General features: G+C 65.8%; 14 protein-coding genes. All 14 read left to right on the top strand.

The genetic code is table 11. The features are described from left to right. Positions 1-63: 63 nt before the first annotated feature. The 14 genes from AC6LJ5_RS04695 (at position 64) to AC6LJ5_RS04630 (ending at position 13,751) form a co-directional block, all read left to right on the top strand. A complete protein-coding gene (locus tag AC6LJ5_RS04695) occupies positions 64-636 on the top strand; it encodes an RNA pyrophosphohydrolase (RefSeq protein ID WP_103272455.1) in 573 nt (190 codons plus the stop codon). Then, positions 617-1,306, top strand: a complete 690-nt coding sequence (locus tag AC6LJ5_RS04690) for a response regulator (RefSeq protein ID WP_103272456.1) — start codon at positions 617-619, stop codon at positions 1,304-1,306. Before AC6LJ5_RS04695 ends, AC6LJ5_RS04690 begins: the two co-directional genes overlap by 20 nt. A 170-nt stretch (positions 1,307-1,476) precedes the next feature. Continuing rightward, positions 1,477-2,541: an extracellular solute-binding protein gene (locus AC6LJ5_RS04685; protein ID WP_498139924.1), complete on the top strand. Its 1,065-nt coding sequence runs from the start codon at positions 1,477-1,479 to the stop codon at positions 2,539-2,541. A gap of 67 nt (positions 2,542-2,608) precedes the next feature. Next, a complete protein-coding gene (locus AC6LJ5_RS04680) occupies positions 2,609-3,748 on the top strand; it encodes an ABC transporter ATP-binding protein (RefSeq protein ID WP_498139923.1) in 1,140 nt (379 codons plus the stop codon). Beyond that, the gene (locus AC6LJ5_RS04675; RefSeq protein WP_103272458.1) at positions 3,745-4,623 is read left to right on the top strand and encodes an ABC transporter permease; all 879 of its coding nucleotides are present in this window, start codon (positions 3,745-3,747) and stop codon (positions 4,621-4,623) included. Before AC6LJ5_RS04680 ends, AC6LJ5_RS04675 begins: the two co-directional genes overlap by 4 nt. 14 nt (positions 4,624-4,637) lie before the next feature. Then, positions 4,638-5,429, top strand: a complete 792-nt coding sequence (locus AC6LJ5_RS04670) for an ABC transporter permease (RefSeq protein ID WP_103272459.1) — start codon at positions 4,638-4,640, stop codon at positions 5,427-5,429. A gap of 42 nt (positions 5,430-5,471) precedes the next feature. Then, a complete protein-coding gene (locus tag AC6LJ5_RS04665) occupies positions 5,472-6,206 on the top strand; it encodes an HpcH/HpaI aldolase family protein (protein WP_103272460.1) in 735 nt (244 codons plus the stop codon). Positions 6,207-6,239: 33 nt separating this feature from the next. Then, positions 6,240-7,061: a carbon-nitrogen hydrolase family protein gene (locus tag AC6LJ5_RS04660; RefSeq protein ID WP_392409351.1), complete on the top strand. Its 822-nt coding sequence runs from the start codon at positions 6,240-6,242 to the stop codon at positions 7,059-7,061. Between the two features lie 10 nt (positions 7,062-7,071). Continuing rightward, a complete protein-coding gene (locus AC6LJ5_RS04655) occupies positions 7,072-7,746 on the top strand; it encodes an RraA family protein (protein WP_392409350.1) in 675 nt (224 codons plus the stop codon). Between the two features lie 118 nt (positions 7,747-7,864). Then, positions 7,865-8,812 carry a LysR family transcriptional regulator gene (locus AC6LJ5_RS04650; RefSeq protein WP_498139922.1) on the top strand — a complete coding sequence of 316 codons (948 nt, stop codon included), beginning with the start codon at positions 7,865-7,867 and terminating at the stop codon, positions 8,810-8,812. A gap of 170 nt (positions 8,813-8,982) precedes the next feature. Next, positions 8,983-10,488 carry a sensor histidine kinase gene (locus AC6LJ5_RS04645; protein WP_103276314.1) on the top strand — a complete coding sequence of 502 codons (1,506 nt, stop codon included), beginning with the start codon at positions 8,983-8,985 and terminating at the stop codon, positions 10,486-10,488. Positions 10,489-10,691: 203 nt separating this feature from the next. After that, positions 10,692-11,171 carry a tripartite tricarboxylate transporter TctB family protein gene (locus tag AC6LJ5_RS04640; RefSeq protein ID WP_392409348.1) on the top strand — a complete coding sequence of 160 codons (480 nt, stop codon included), beginning with the start codon at positions 10,692-10,694 and terminating at the stop codon, positions 11,169-11,171. 6 nt (positions 11,172-11,177) lie between these two features. Then, positions 11,178-12,701: a tripartite tricarboxylate transporter permease gene (locus AC6LJ5_RS04635; protein WP_498139921.1), complete on the top strand. Its 1,524-nt coding sequence runs from the start codon at positions 11,178-11,180 to the stop codon at positions 12,699-12,701. A gap of 120 nt (positions 12,702-12,821) precedes the next feature. Continuing rightward, positions 12,822-13,751 (top strand): 2-hydroxyacid dehydrogenase, encoded by a 930-nt coding sequence (locus tag AC6LJ5_RS04630; protein WP_392409346.1) that lies wholly within the window; start codon positions 12,822-12,824, stop codon positions 13,749-13,751. The last annotated feature ends 119 nt before the right edge of the window (positions 13,752-13,870 follow it).

The following is a 13,870-nucleotide window of genomic DNA, read 5'->3' as shown; positions in this document are numbered from 1 at the left end:
TTAAAGGTGGCTGCAGATACGTATAATCGACTGTAATTGTATTGAATTCGGTGGGGGTGGCCCATGCTTGATCGCGAAGGCTACCGCCCCAATGTCGGCATCATTCTCGTCAATGGCAGGAACGAGGTCTTTTGGGGCAAGCGGATCAGGGAACATGCCTGGCAGTTCCCTCAGGGTGGCATCAAGTACGGCGAAAGCCCGGTGCAGGCCATGTATCGCGAGCTCCATGAAGAGGTGGGCTTGAAGCCCGAGCATGTCCGTATTTTGGGGCGTACACGAGACTGGTTACGTTATAACGTGCCAGATCATTTCGTCCGGCGTGAGTGGCGGGGCCACTATAAAGGACAAAAGCAGATTTGGTTCCTGCTGCGCCTGATCGGACGCGACAGCGACGTATGCCTGCGCGCGACGCAGCATCCCGAATTCGACGCCTGGCGCTGGAGCCAGTATTGGGTGCCGCTGGACGCCGTCATCGAGTTCAAGCGCGATGTCTATACCCAGGCGTTGAACGAGCTATCTGCCATACTCTTCCGGCGTCATCACGAAACCCGCTACCTGCGCCAGCGCGTGCATGGCCAGCGGGCGGCTGAGAACTTGCCCGAAGGAACGGACGGTCATGCGCATATTGTTGGTTGAAGACGAACGGGACATGGCGTCCTGGCTGATGCGCGCGCTCGCTCAGAGCGGCTTCGTGCCCGACCACGCAGCGGATGCCCGCAGCGCCGAAGCCTTCATGGCCGGCAACGAGTACGACGCCATCGTCATGGATTTGCGCCTGCCGGACAAGCACGGCCTGGTGGTGTTGCGCGAAATGCGCAACCGCGACGACCGCACGCCGGTGCTGCTTTTGACCGCCCAGGGCGCGCTGCAGGACCGCGTGCGCGGCCTGAACCTGGGCGCCGACGACTTCCTGACCAAGCCCTTCGCCCTGGAAGAACTGGAAGCCCGCCTGACCGCCCTGGTGCGGCGCAGCCGCGGTCGCCAGCATCCCCGACTGCAATGCGGTTCGCTGTCCTACGACAGCGAAAGCCGCGCCTTCACGCTGGACGGCTCCCTGCTGTTCCTGACCCCGCGCGAGCACGCCGCCCTGGCGGCGTTGCTGACCCGCAGCGGTTATCCGGTGGACAAGTCGCAGCTGTTCGGCAAGGTCTTCACCCACGACAGCGAAGCGAACCCGGACGCCATCGAGGTGGTGCTGCACCGGCTGCGCAAGAAGCTGGCGGGCAGCGACGTGCGCATCGTCACGGTGCGCGGGCTGGGCTACATGCTGGAAAGCGTGGCTGCCGCGCCTGCCGAGGGTAACTGAGCGGCGGGCCGGGACGGCCCGCATCCCGCTTGCCCGGGATGACGCCCGCGTCCGGCGCCTAAAGTTTTTTCAAACAGGCGTACAGAATTCCCCGTTGGACCGGCCCGAAGGGCCTGTCCTATCTTTGTCTCCAAGCGAGGTCCCTACGGACCCGAACAAGGGGGGAGACAATGAAACGCTCATCTCGCGCGGCCGTCGCCGTATTCTGCCTGTCCGCCGCCGGCGCGCCGTGGGCACCGGCGCAAGCGGCCGAAATCACCCTCATGGGATACCGCGGCGCGTTCGAGCAGAACTACGTCAAGGCGGTGATCGAGCCGTTCATGAAGGCGCACCCGGACATCTCGGTGGTCTATGCCGGGGTTCAGAACGCCGCTGCCGCGCTGGGCAATCTGCGCGCGCAAAAGAGCTCACCGCAGGCCAATGCCGTCATCATCGACCTGTCGGTCGCCAAGATCGCCCGCGATGAGGGGCTGCTGGCCGAGCTGGACCTTGCCCGCATTCCCGCCTATGGCGATCTGGCGGATCTGGGCAAGGACCTGGGCGCCGCGGCGATTCCGCTGACATACGACACGCTGACCCTTATCTACGACCGCGACGCCTTCGTCGAAGCGCCCACCAGCTGGAACGCCTTCTGGGATCCGAAGCAGCGAGGCAAGGTGACGATTCCCGCTCAAGGCGGCGGCGACATCCAGGCCATACTCCTGACCATCATCGCCAACCGCATGGCGGGCGAGCGCGACTACAAGAAAACGATCCAGCCCGGCGTGGACAAGCTGGTCAAGCTCGCGCCCGCGGTGCAGACCTGGGAGCCCAAGCCCGACGCCTACACGCTGGTGGCCAATGGCACGTCCACGCTGTCGATCGGCTACAACGCCCGTTCCCAGTACTACTACGACCAGACGGAAGGCCGTCTCCGGTCCATCAGCCCGAAAGAGGGCTCGGCCTCGCAGATCAACGTGATCGGCGCGATCGCCAATGCGGCTGAACCGGCCGCCACGCTTGCCTTCATCCAATACGCAATCAGCCCCGAGGCGCAGGAGAGTTTCGCCAGGACCATGTTCTATGCGCCGACCAATACACGGGCCGAGGTCGACGAGGCGACCCGCGCCCGCATTCCGATGATGGATCCGGAACAGCGCGCCAGGCTCATCCCGGTGGATTGGATGAGCATCGGCGACATGCGGGAAAGCATGCTGCGGCCCTGGCGCCGCCAGATCATTCCCGCCAGCCGCTGAGCGATCCGTTCGCGGCCCCCACGGTCGGCGCACTTTTCTTCCGTTTTCCCTGACAGGACGAGCAAGCATGCAAATGGCGGACATGGACGCGTGGACGACGCGCGAGGCGGCCGGCACGGACGCTGGCGAACCAGCCTATCTTCTGCTTGACGGCGTGACCAAGCGCTATTCAGGCCAGCAGGCGGCGGTCGACGACCTGCATCTGGCCCTGCCGCGCGGCAAGCTGCTGGGCCTGCTCGGCCCGTCCGGCTGTGGCAAGACGACGACCCTGCGCATGATCGCGGGCCTGTTGTCCGTGACGTCCGGGCATATCCGGGTGAGCGGCGACGATATTTCGAACAAGCCGCCGCACCAGCGTGATATCGGCCTGGTCTTCCAGAACTATGCCTTGTTCCCGCACATGTCGGCGGCGCAGAACGTCGCCTTCGGCCTGGAAATGCGCGGCGTGGGCAAGGCGGAAATCCAGGCGCGCGTGGACGAGGCGCTGGAGATGGTGCGCTTGCCGGGATATGGCTCGCGCAGGCCCAGGGAAATGTCCGGCGGGCAGCAGCAGCGGGTGGCGCTGGCTCGCGCGCTGGTCATCCGGCCTCGCATCCTGCTGCTTGATGAGCCCTTGTCCAACCTCGACGCCAAGCTGCGCGACGAGATGCGGCTCGAGATCCGCGACATCCAGCAGCGGCTCGGCATCACCACGGTATTCGTGACGCACGATCAGGTCGAGGCCTTGACCATGTGCGATGTCGTGGGCGTGATGGCCGGCGGCAGGCTGGCGCAGCTGGGCACGCCCCAGGATATCTACGAGCGGCCCGCCACGCTGTTCGTCGCCGATTTCGTCGGCCGCACCAACGTGTTGGACGGCCAGATCGAGGCGGACGGCGCGGTGCGCCTGGGCGCGGGCCTGTATCGCTGCGATACACGTGGCCTGCGGCGCGGCAAGGCCAAGATCGTGATCCGGCCGCATCGCATTCATGTGACCAGCGACAGGGACCGGTCGCTGGTCAGCGTGGTCACCAACAGCGCCCATGGAAGCGTGCGGCGCGTAACCTATATCGGGGATGTGGTGCAGTACGGCATCGATATCGGCGTCGCCGAACTGAAGGCGGAGGTCCATACCGCCAGCGGAGGCCATACGGTGGCCGCGGGCGACAAGGTGCTGTGCGAATGGAAGCCGCAGGACATGATCGTCTTCGAAGGTTGCGCACCATGAGCACGCTTGCCGGGACGCTCGCGCGCCGCGCGGGGCAGCCCCGTTTCGCCGTCCTCGCGCTGGCCTTGCTGGCGCCGATGGCCGTCGTCAACCTGGCGGTCTTCCTGTGGCCCGTGTTCCGGCTGGGCCAGATTTCCTTCTTGGAAAGCCGCGCCGGCGTGCTGACAGGCGAGTATTCGCTGGCCAGCTACGCCGGCTTCCTGACCGACCGCTTCAGCCTGGAGCTGCTGGGAAACTCCCTGTTCCTGTCGCTGCTGGTGACCTTCATCACACTGTGTTGCGCGTATCCGATCGCGTTGTTCCTGCATCGGCTGCCTCCCGCCCGGCGCAATCTCCTGTTCGTCATCACGGTATCGCCGCTGCTGGTCAGCGCCGTCGTCAGGACATACGGCTGGATGGTCATCCTGGGCGATCAGGGCCTGGTCAACAGCCTGTTGCTGTCGACCGGGCTGATTTCGGCGCCGCTGCGGCTGGTGAACGGCTGGATCGGCGTGACCGTCGGCCTGGTCGAGGTGCTGATTCCCTATATGGCGCTGTCGCTCATTTCCGGTTTCGGCCGGCTTGATGCGCACCTGGAGGAAGCCGCCGCGTCGCTAGGCGCCAATGCGTGGCGGCGATTCTTCCGGGTGGTGTTTCCGCTGACCATGCCGGGCGTTGCGCTGGGCTGCCTGTTGTGCTTCGTACTGTCCATGTCCTCGTTCATCACGCCCAAGCTGCTTGGCGGCGGCCGGGTGTTCCTGCTGGCCACCGAAATCTATGACCTGGCGGTCATCCAGCTGGAATGGCCCAGGGCTGCCGCCACGTCGGTCGTTGTGCTGCTGTTGTTCGGCATTGCTCTGGCCTGCTACACACGCATCGCGCGCCGCGCCGAGTGAGAAGGAGAGCGCCCATGATTGGCAAGATCACCGTCCCCTTCCGTGTGCTGGTCCTGTGCCTGTATCTGTTCCTGCTCGGGCCGATGCTGATCGTCGTGCCGCTGTCTTTCAGCAACGATAGCTACCTGGTCTTTCCGCCGCAGAGCTGGGGCGTGCGCTGGTACGAGGCGATGTTCAGCCACGACAAGCTGCTGCAGGCCTTTCGGGTCAGTCTTGGCATAGCCGCGGTGGTGACGGCGCTGTCGCTGGCCGTGGGCGTGCCGGCGGCCTATGCCGTGCGCCGCTGGCGCTTTCCGGGGCGCGACGCGCTGCTGAGCCTGTTCACCGCGCCGTTGCTGCTGCCGTCCATCGTGCTGGGCCTGGCCATCCTTCTTGTGTTCGCCAACGCCGGGTTGCTGGGGACCTATACCGGGCTGATCGCGGCTCACCTGGTCGTCACCACGCCTTATGTCATGCGCATCATGACCACCGCGTTCGCCACGCTGCCGCCGTCGGTGGAAGAGGCGGCGGCCATGCTGGGCGCGGCGCCGCTGACGGTGTTCCGTCGCGTCACCTTGCCGCTGCTGGCGCCGGGCTTCGTCGCCAGCGCAGCGCTGTCCTTTTTGATCTCGTTCGATGAGGTCGTGATTTCGCTCTTCATCACCGGACCGCGCTTGAAGACGCTGCCTGTCGAGATTTTCGACTACGTGGAGAGCAGGACGGATCCGATGACCGCCGCCGTCTCGGTCATGCTCATCGTCGCCACGCTGTTCGTCGTGTTCCTTGTCGAGCGCACGCTGGGCATGTCCCGGGCGCTTGGCAAATGAACGTCATTCTTCACCGGCCCTTTCAATGGAGCAGCAGTCCAAATGGAAAACATCGCGTTGTGGATGTCGCAGCCGCATCATGGCTACCTTGAGATCGCCCGGACGCTGGGCGTGAAGTCGCTGATCCTGGAACTGGAACACGGCACTTTCGACCTGTCGACGCTGGACCAGTTCCTGGCGTTCACCCGGGCCCTGGACATGCCGGTCCTGACCAAGATCCTTGCGCCGAATGCCGAGTCCATCCAGCAGGCGCTCGATTTTGGATCTGACGGCGTGATCGTGCCGCATCTGCTGGGCGTGGAGCATGCCCGCGCCGTGACGCGCGCCGCCAAGTATCCCCTGCTGGGCGTGCGTTCCTACACCGGCGGCCGGGTCTTTGGCTATGCGCGGCCGGCCGGCGATGCCTTCGACAGGGAGAATGTCCGCAGCAAGTGCTACGCCATGATCGAGACCGCGGAAAGCCTGGCGGATGTAGAACGGATCATCGCGCTGGATACGGTGGACGGACTGTTTCCTGGCCCATCCGACCTGGCGCTGGCGCGTGGGCGAGGCGCCTACGCGTTCAACGACGCAGACAGGGCCGACCTGCGACGCATCGCCGAGGCAGCGCGTGATGCGGGCAAGCCTTGGGTCATGCCCGCCTGGACCGCGGCCGAGCGCCAGTTCGCGCGGGAAGAGGGCGCATCCCTGCTGGTGATCGCGACCCAGACGATGACCGTGCGCGCGGGTATCGCCAGCATCATCGACGCCGTCATGCGGGAAAGCGTCGCCGCTTGATCCAAGCCCCGCCGATCAGACAGGAGCACAGCAATGAAAGTCAGCCTGGTGCAAACCAATCCGCAACCGAACCGCGCGCTCAACCTGGAGCAGACGCGCGCCCTGATGGAAGAGGCGTGCCGCACGGAAGACCCGGATCTCATCGTTCTGCCGGAATATTTCGAGGCCTATGGCATCTCCACCACCGAAAAACTGGCCATGGCCGAACCAGCCGGCGCCGCCGCCTACCGGATGGCCAGTGATTTCGCCCGCGAGCATCGCGTGTTCGTCCATGCCGGCACCATCATGGAGAAAGTCGAGCATGAGCCGCGCATCTGGAACACGTCCTTTGTGTTCGACCGGGAGGGACGCGAAGTCGCGGCTTATCGCAAGATCCACATGTTCGACATCGTCGCGCCGGACGGCTCGGTCTACCGGGAGTCGGACACCGTCAAGCCGGGCGGGGAGATCGTGACCTATGACATCGACGGTCTGAGGGTTGGCTGCGCCATCTGCTACGACATACGCTTCGCGGAACTTTTCCTGCGCCTGGCCAAGGCAGGTTGTGACGTCATCGTGCTGCCGGCCGCATTCACGCTGCAGACGGGCAAGGATCATTGGGAGGTGCTGGCCAGGGCGCGCGCCATCGAGACGCAGGCTTATTTCATCGCCTGCGGCCAGACCGGCGCGGTGACGGTCGACGGCGAGCGGCGCGCCTGCTATGGGCATTCGCTGGTGTGCGATCCCTGGGGCCATACCATCGCGCGCGCCTCCGACGGCGTGGGCCTGGTCAGCGCCCGGATCGACAGGCGCCAGATCGCGCGCGTGCGCGGCCTGATCCCGATGGCGCAACACCGCCGCCTCGCTTGCGGCTAAGGAGACCGGCATGTACACCATACGCGACATGCCCGAGCCGGTGCCGGCCGAGTTGCTGGCCCTGCTGGCCGGCGTGGAGACCGCCACGGTTGGACATTGGCGCCTGCAGGGGTTCATGCACCGCGCGATCCAGCCGCTGCTGCCCGGCGGCCGCCGCGTCGTGGGGACGGCGGTGACGCTGGCCATCGCCGGTCCGGATTCGACGCTGCTGCATCATGCGGCGGGGCTGCTGCGGCCGGGAGACATCCTGGTGGTCGATCGCCTGGGAGACGACAAATATGCGTGCTGGGGCGGCGGCGTCACCGTGGCGGTCAAGGCGACGGGCGCCGTCGCCGGCATCGTCGACGGGCCTTGCACCGATCTGGCCGAAATCATTGCGTCCGATTTTCCGATCTGGGCGCGCGGCCTCGCGCCCATCACTACGCGCCTTTACGACCTGGGCGGCGGCATGAACGTGCCGGTGAGTTGCGGCGGCGCCGTGGTCATGCCCGGCGACGCGGTCCTGGCGGACGAAAGTGGCGTGCTGGTGATCCCGCGCGATGAGGTGCTGGCAGTGGCCGAGCGGGCGCTCGCGATGCAGGATACCGGCAAGGCGCGCGAGGCCTCGGTCAGGGACGCAGGCGCGAGGCTGGGCGAGCTGTCCGGCGCCAGCGCCAAGGTGCTGGCCGGTCTGGGGAAAGGTTGACGCGCGCGGTGAGCGGGTGTTTGTCCTCTTGTACGCGGGTCCGATTGCCTATACAAAAACACGGTGTGTGGCATGAGGACGGCTCTGATCCTATCGGTTCGCGGGATGCCGGAATTGCATGAATATCCGTTTTCTCGAAACGATGATCTGGCTGTCCGAGTTGAAGAACTTCCGTGCCACGGCGGAACGCATGAACCTGACGCCGGCGGCGATCTCCAACCGCATCGCCGTCATGGAGCAGGAACTGGGCATCCGGCTCTTCGAGCGCGACGTGCGCGAAGTCCGCCTGACCCAGGAGGGCCTGCTGTTCGTGGAGGGCGCGCGCGATATCGTCGCGCGCTATGGCAGCCTGCTGACGGCGGTCCGGCCGGCCGCGACGGTCGAGGACACGGTGCGGATCGGCCTGGTGCCCAGCATGGCGTTTACCTTGCTGGCGGGCATCATGGAGCTGCTGCGCAGCAAATTCCCGCATATCCGCGTTGCCATCACCACGGACACTTCCGGCCCGCTGGCCGAGCGCCTGGAGCGGCGCGAGCTCGATGTGGTGCTGGGCCTGCCGGGGCCGAGGCGTGAACAGTACCGCGTACTGGACCTGTGCACGTTCGGCATGTTCTGGATCGCGCATGGCGGACTGGCGATCAGCGAGCAGGCGCTGGGCAGGGACGACCTGCTGAGCCATCCCATCATTTCCTACGAGATCGGGATGTACAACCACGGCCGTCTGGTGCAATACCTGTCCGAAAGCGGTTTCGAGCGTTCGCTGGTCCACTACTCCAATTCGCTGGCCACCACGGTCTGCATGATCACGGCCGGAATCGGCATCTCGGTGCTGCCGCCCATCGTCATCCAGAACGAACTGCGCAGTGGCGCGCTGCGGGTGCTGAATGTCAGGCCGGCCTTTCCGCCGACCAGCTATTGCGCCTACTACCTGGAAAGCCCGTCCTCCCGCCTTGCGCCACTGATCGCGTCCATTGCCCATGAGGTCGCGACCCAATTCTGTTCGCTGTACGACGACGCGCTGGTCTGTCAGCAGGGCAATGCCGTAGGTCTCGGGCCGCTGGCCTGAACTCCCCTGATGGCGCATGCGGGCGCGCCGGGGAGAGGAGCTGGTGCCATAATTGCGCTTTACGCCGCATGGCGGGCTTTCGTTCCAACAGCAGGCCGGTGGTGAAAGAACCCATATCCGATTCCGACGCATCCAACGGCGCGGGCGCGCGCCCATCCCGACCGCCGCGCATCGGCATCCGGGCGTTGCTCATCATCCTGCTGTTGCCAGGCGTGATCGCGCTGCTGGTCATCGACAGCCTGTACGACTACCGCACGCTGGCGGCGATCACCAACGAGGCCTATGACAGCGCCCTGGTGGAGCCCGCCCGGGTGCTGGAAAGCAGCCTGGAGTTCACGCCCGAGGGCAATCTGCAGGTGGCCACGCCGCTTTACGCGCAGGTCATGCTGGAATCCCGCGCCGGCCTGCGCAAGTATTTCCGCATCGAGGAAATCAATCCACCGCTGCCCGACGGCGCGCCGGTGCCCACGGAGCAAGGCAAGACCTTGCTGGGCATGCCCGAGATGCCGCGCCCGCCCGAATGGCCGCGTTCGAATGGCCTGCCCATTTTCTACGACAGCGTGTACCGCAACGATCCCGTGCGCGTGGTGGCGGTGGTGCGTGACCTGTACTACCAGGGCATGCACCGGCAGGTGCTGGTGATGGTGGCGGAAAGCACGGGCAAGCGCATCGAGGCCGAGAGCAACGCGCAGCGCCAGGAAATCCTGCGCGATGCGCGCATGCTGGCGCTGGTGGCGCTGCTGGTCTGGTGGGGCGTGTCCTGGGCGCTCAAGCCGCTGCGCCGGCTGCGCGCCGACATCCGCGGCCGCCGTCCGGATGACCTGACGCCGCTGGACGCGGCGCGCGTGCCGAGCGAAGTGGCGCCGCTGGTCGATGCCGTCAATCATCACATCGCGCGCTATCGGCGGGTGCTGGACGAGCAGTCGCAGTTCCTGGCCGACGCCTCTCACCAGCTGCGCACGCCGCTGGCGATCATGCTGACCCAGGCGCAATACGCGCTGCGCGAGCGCGATCCGGCGCGCGCGCAGGAAGGCCTGCGGGCCATTGTGGGCCAGCTGGGGCGCACGCGCCGCCTGACGGAACAGCTGCTGTCGTTGGCGCACGCCAACCAGGCCGAGTCGCTGCCGCGTCAGTTGCTGGACATGAACGACGTATCGCGTGAAGTGGTGCTGAAGTATCTGCCGCTGGCGCACGAAAAGCAGCAGGATCTGGGCTGGAGCTGCGCCGAAGCCGAGGACGGCGTGGATACGTCGTTGCCTGTGTCCGGCAGCGAGGCCGAGCTGCACGAGGCCCTGTCCAACCTGGTTCACAACGCGATCCACTACGCGCCTGCCGGCGCGCGCATCACGGTCTCGGTCGGCAGGGCTGACGGACGCGTCGAAGTCGCAGTGTCCGACAATGGGCCGGGGCTGGATCCGGAGCTGCGCGCGCGCGCCTTCGCGCGCTTCGAGCGTGTCGGCACGGACCGGCCGGAGGCCGCATCGTCGGGTTCGGGCCTGGGCCTGGCGATCGCGCGGGCCTATGCGCGCCGCAACGACGGCGACATCGAGCTGCGCGATGGAGAACCCAATGGCCAGGGAGGCGTCGGCCTGGCATCGGTGCTGTGGCTGCCGCTGGCGCCGACGGTGTCGCCGTACCCCCGCACCGTAGAGATCGAACTCAAGGGCGATCAGTAGTCTCCTCCTGCTTTTTTCCTTCAGCTTTCAATGGGCTGGCTTCCGTGCTCAGGGATTACCCCTGGATTCAGGGGCGCGACAGCGCAGGGAAAGCGGATTCGCAGCTTGCTTGCGTAACCTGACTTCCAGCCTGCAGCAATGGGCTGGGCGCCGCGCATTCCGGGCGGCGTCTCAAGGACCGGCACGGGTCCTGCTTGAGGAGGATGGAAGTGCAGAAAACAATCAACAGAAAAGACTATTACGGCGGCGCCCTGATGGTCTTGATCGGACTGGGGGCGATCTACGGCGGCAGTGACTATCACATCGGCACGCTGAGCCACATGGGTCCGGGATTTTTTCCCGCCGCGTTGGGTGGCCTGCTCGCACTGACGGGCGTGCTGATCGCCGTATCCGCGCGTTCTGGCCAGGCTTCGGAGCCTGCGCCGGGCGAAGCCCACAGTCATAGCCTGCCCGACTTGCGCGGCAGCGTCTGCATCCTGCTGGGCATCTTGGCGTTCCTGGGCCTGGGCCACTACGGCGGCCTGCTGCCGGCGACCTTCGCCATCGTCTTCATTTCCGCGCTGGGCGACCGCAACAACACGGTCAAGCAGGCCCTGGTGCTCGCGTTGGGCATGTCCGTGGTCGCGGTCGTGGTCTTCTGGTGGGCGCTGCAACTGCAGCTGCCGCTCTTTCGCTGGGGTTGACGCGCCATGATCTCGCAATCCTTGATGGATCTCTGGTACGGCTTCGGCGTCGCCTTCCAGTGGCACAACCTGATGTGGTCGTTCTTCGGCGTGCTGGTGGGCAACCTCATCGGTGTGCTGCCCGGCATGGGTGCCCTGTCGGCGATCTCGATCCTGCTGCCGCTCACCTATGTGATGCAGCCGGTGCCGGCCATCCTGATGCTGGCCGGCATCTTCTACGGTTCGCAGTATGGCGGCGCCATCGGCGCGATCCTGCTGAACCTGCCTTCGCACCCGCCGCACGCGGTCACCTGCCTGGACGGTTATCCACTGACCAAGCAGGGCAAGGGCGGCACCGCGCTGGGCATCACCATGATCTGCTCGTTCTTCGCGGCGTCGGTGGGCATCATCGTCATGATCTTCGCCTCGCCGCTGTTAGTGGAGGTGGCGTTCAAGTTCGGGCCGACGGAGATCTTCTCCATCATGCTGCTGGGCCTGCTGGCTGGCGCCACGATGTCCCGAGGTTCGCCGCTGAAGGGCGTGGCGATGACGCTGTTCGGCCTGATGTGCGGCGTGGTCGGCACCGATGTGAACACCGGCACTATCCGCTTCTCGTTCGGCCTGCTGGACCTGTCTGACGGCCTGGAGCTGGTGGCGATCTCGATGGGCCTGTTCGGCGTGGCCGACTTCCTGATGAGCGTGAACCGCATGACCATCATCGGCAGCGGCGCCAAGCTGCGCCTGCGCGACATGCGGCCCAGCAAGCAAGAGCTCAAGACCGCATTCATGCCGATGGTGCGCGGCACGCTGGTCGGCACGCTGTTCGGCGCCATGCCGGGCACCGGCCCCACCATCACCACCTTCGTGGCCTATGCGCTGGAGCGCAAGATCTCCAAGACGCCAGAGAAATTCGGTACCGGCATGATCGCGGGCGTGGCCTCGCCCGAGGCGTCCTCGCACTCCAAGACGCAGGTGGATTTCATCCCCACCATGAGCCTGGGCATCCCCGGCGACGCGGTCATGGCGCTGATCCTGGGCGCGCTGCTGATCCAGGGCATCCAGCCCGGTCCACAGCTCATCACCGAGCATCCGGACATCTTCTGGGGGCTGATCGCCAGCTTCTGGGTCGGCAACGTGCTGCTGATGGTGTTGAACGTGCCGTTGATCGGCGTCTGGGTGAAACTGCTGCAGGTGCCTTACCGTTATCTGTTCCCGTCGGCCCTGTTCTTCATCGCGGTGGGCGTATTCAGCACTCAGAACAGCCTGTTCCAGATCTGGGAAGTGCTGGCGTTCGGGGTGATTGGCGCCGTGCTGATGACGCTGGAGTTCTCGGTGGCGCCCATCCTGCTGGGCTTCGTGCTCGGCCCGATGGTGGAAGAGAACTTCCGGCGCGCGCTGCTGCTGTCGCGCGGCGACCTGATGGTGTTCGTCCAGCGGCCGATCAGTGTCTGGTTCATCGGCGCCAGCGCCTTGCTGATCCTGCTGCAGGTCTGGGCCTTCCTGCGTCGTGGCAAGGCCAAGGACAAGCCCGAAGTCGCGTCCGCGGCCTGAAGCGGTTCGAGGCGGCTGGGAAGACGGCCCGGCGGATTGTTCCGCCGGGCCGTTTGATTTGTGCCGCGCCTTGCCGCATGCTTGCGCTTTCCCCCGTTGCTTAGCGCTGGACGATCCTTCATGCATATTCTCTTCGCTTGTCCGCTCCATGATCCCGATGCCTGGGTGCCGCGCCTGCAGGCTGCCATGCCCGGTTGCCGCATTTCCGTGTGGGACCCGGAAGGCCCGCCTTCCGGCGCCGAGGCCGCCCTGGTATGGCGTCCGCCAGCCGAGTTGTTCGCGCATGAACAGGGCATCCGGACGCTGTTCAACCTGGGCGCCGGCGTGGACGCGCTGCTCAAGATGAAAGAGATTCCGCCGCAAATCAGCATTGTGCGGCTGGAAGATGCCGGCATGTCGGTGCAGATGGCGGAGTACGCGCTGTATGCGTTGCTGCGCGTGTCGCGTGATTTCCAGGCCTTCGACGAAGCTCAGGCGCGCCAGCATTGGGATACGCGCGAAGGCACGCGCCCGGCCGATTGGCCAGTGGGCGTGCTGGGACTGGGTCAGGTGGGCGCGCGCGTGGCGCAGACCTTGGCCGGGTTCGGCTATCCAGTGGCCGGCTGGTCGCGCACGCCCAGGGATCTGCCCGGCGTGCAATCCTACGCTGGCGAGCAGGCCTTGCCGGCGTTCCTGGCTCGCACCCGCTTCCTGGTGAACGTGCTGCCGCTGACGCCGGATACCGTGGGTATTCTCAACCGCGATACCTTGTCGCAACTGTTGCCGGACGCGCACCTGGTCAACGTCGGCCGCGGCGACCACCTGGTCGAGGAAGACTTGGTCGAGATGCTGGAAGAGGGCGAGATCGCCGGCGCCACGCTGGACGTGTTCCGCACCGAACCCTTGCCGAAGGACCATCCTTTCTGGCGCGATCCCCGTGTTCATGTGACGCCGCACATCGCCGCGCGCACGTTGCGCGACGAGAGCATCGCCCAGATCGCGGCCAAGGTCGCGCAACTGATGCGTGGCGAGCCGATCAGCGGCGTGGTGGAGCGCAATCGCGGCTATTGATCGCCCACCCTCGAAGCGCCTTTGGCACTTCCCCCTCAAGAGGGTATGCCTGCGGACCGGCAGGGCCGGATCCGCGCTATCCCGATGACGCGGCGCCCGCGTCAGGCGACAGGCCCGGT

This window comes from Achromobacter sp. 1011791174 (assembly GCF_059760925.1).
This window is presented reverse-complemented; position numbering and strand designations above follow the sequence as displayed.